Origin of the sequence: Pseudomonas sp. BS-2016, from assembly GCF_001806145.1 — a bacterium.
Taxonomy (GTDB): domain Bacteria; phylum Pseudomonadota; class Gammaproteobacteria; order Pseudomonadales; family Pseudomonadaceae; genus Aquipseudomonas; species Aquipseudomonas lundensis.
In genome coordinates, this window is record NZ_MLCT01000198.1 from 1 (window position 1) to 1646 (window position 1646).

Sequence of the window (1646 nt, forward strand, 5' to 3'; positions counted from 1 at the left end):
AGTGCAGCTGCCTGCGCCTGTAAGTTTCGTACTTCCCTTATCTACTTTTATAACGGCCAACTCTGAATTATCGACGCAACTTCCTCGGCAAGGGTCAAAGAGGCAACATAATCCCATGCAGGACCGCTCGACATCTTCAGATATCCTCAGGCAAGTATGTTTTTTACGTCAACGACTGAAGCTAACCCAGCAGGACCTAGCCAAACAGTTGGGGATCAGCTCTCGCACGCTGCAGGACTGGGAGCAGGGGCGCCGACAGCCAAGCGGACCTGGTAGGGCCTTACTACTGCAATGGGTTGACCAGCAGGCGGCTCATGGCTGCTGAATTATTCAAGCGAAGGGTGCAGCCGAAAAGGAGTCTTGGGCGGAGTTAGGGGGGAGTGCAGCTGCTATTTCTGCTACTAATAGCAGAAATAGCAGCTGCAGTGGACCCAGGCAGATTCGACGGGGTGGAATCGCCAAGCACAAAATGCACGGCGATGTCTATAGATCTGCTTAGGGTGGATGTGGCGTTTAGCACCTTCGACGACTTGGGGTGGCAGGGGCTTTAAAGTCCTTTTCATCGAATCCGTAGCCGAAGAGGGTGTAGAAATGATCAAAGAAAACAGTAATAAACTGATGTTAAGAATTTTGCGTATGCGGCAGTTACGAGAGCGTCTCGGGCTGAGTACGTCGACCATCTACGATCGCTTAAATCCAATGTCGCCCAGGTACGACTGCAGTTTTCCCAGGCCGATTAAGTTGGGGGCGTCAGCTGTAGGTTGGATTGAGGAAGATGTTTGTCGGTGGATTGAGTCCCGAATTGCAGAAAGCCGAAATGTTTACAGCGTGAATTCTTGAGAGGGGTGGTTTATGAATTTTTCTAATGGTGTATCAAGTTGGCTTCCTGTTCCAGGTGGAGCATTTCCAAGGTCTATGGCTTTGCCGATTATCGGGGGCGCAGTAGATGAAGCTGAGCGCAATATAATGGCCCCGCGAGCACTTATTTATTCAGCTGCGTTAACAGCCATGGCGACTGCGGCTCAAGGTTCAATTGATGTCTGTAAACCAAATGGCCAAATCGGTCCGGTATCAATAATGGTGCTCACGGTGGCCAACTCTGGGGAGCGAAAGTCGACCGCAGAGAATGTATTTATGGGAGGAGTTCGGCGCTTTCAGGATGAGATGGATGTGATTTATCAATCAGAGCTCTCTGATTGGCGTGCGAAACAGTCGATCTGGGACGCTCGTCGAAAGGCTATCTTGAAAGAAACTCTACTATTGGATCAGCATGAGGGGGGTGATCCGAATAAACAACTCATGGAACATCAAGCCTGTGCACCGATCAAACCTAGGCGCTTCAAGTTGCTGTACGAAGATGCTACGTCGGAAGCTTTGTTTCTTGGGTTGCACCAGAACATTCCAGTAGCTGGACTTATCTCCAGTGAGGGCGGTGGCGTGCTGACGGGTAAGGCATTCAATGACCTCTCAAAACAGAATGCGCTATGGAGCGGGGATGCCATAACGGTTGATCGTGTGTCGGCTGAAAGTTATGAGGTCAGAGGGCGGTTGACGGTATCGTTAATGGTTCAAGAAAGTTCATTTTTTAGCTATATGGAGAAAAACGGTGAAAAATCACGTGGGTCTGGCTTGTGGGCTAGGTTTTT

At 49.9% G+C, this 1646-nt stretch carries 3 protein-coding genes; all 3 read left to right on the forward strand.

Annotated elements, in window-relative coordinates:
* Positions 1-115: 115 nt before the first annotated feature.
* A complete protein-coding gene (locus BKD70_RS24590; RefSeq protein WP_082461533.1) occupies positions 116-325 on the forward strand; it encodes a DNA-binding transcriptional regulator in 210 nt (69 codons plus the stop codon).
* 311 nt (positions 326-636) lie between these two features.
* Positions 637-840: an AlpA family transcriptional regulator gene (locus BKD70_RS24595; protein ID WP_228389621.1), complete on the forward strand. Its 204-nt coding sequence runs from the start codon at positions 637-639 to the stop codon at positions 838-840.
* A gap of 12 nt (positions 841-852) precedes the next feature.
* Positions 853-1646: DUF3987 domain-containing protein (locus BKD70_RS23740; RefSeq protein WP_139145839.1), on the forward strand; the 794-nt coding region annotated here is incomplete at its 3' end.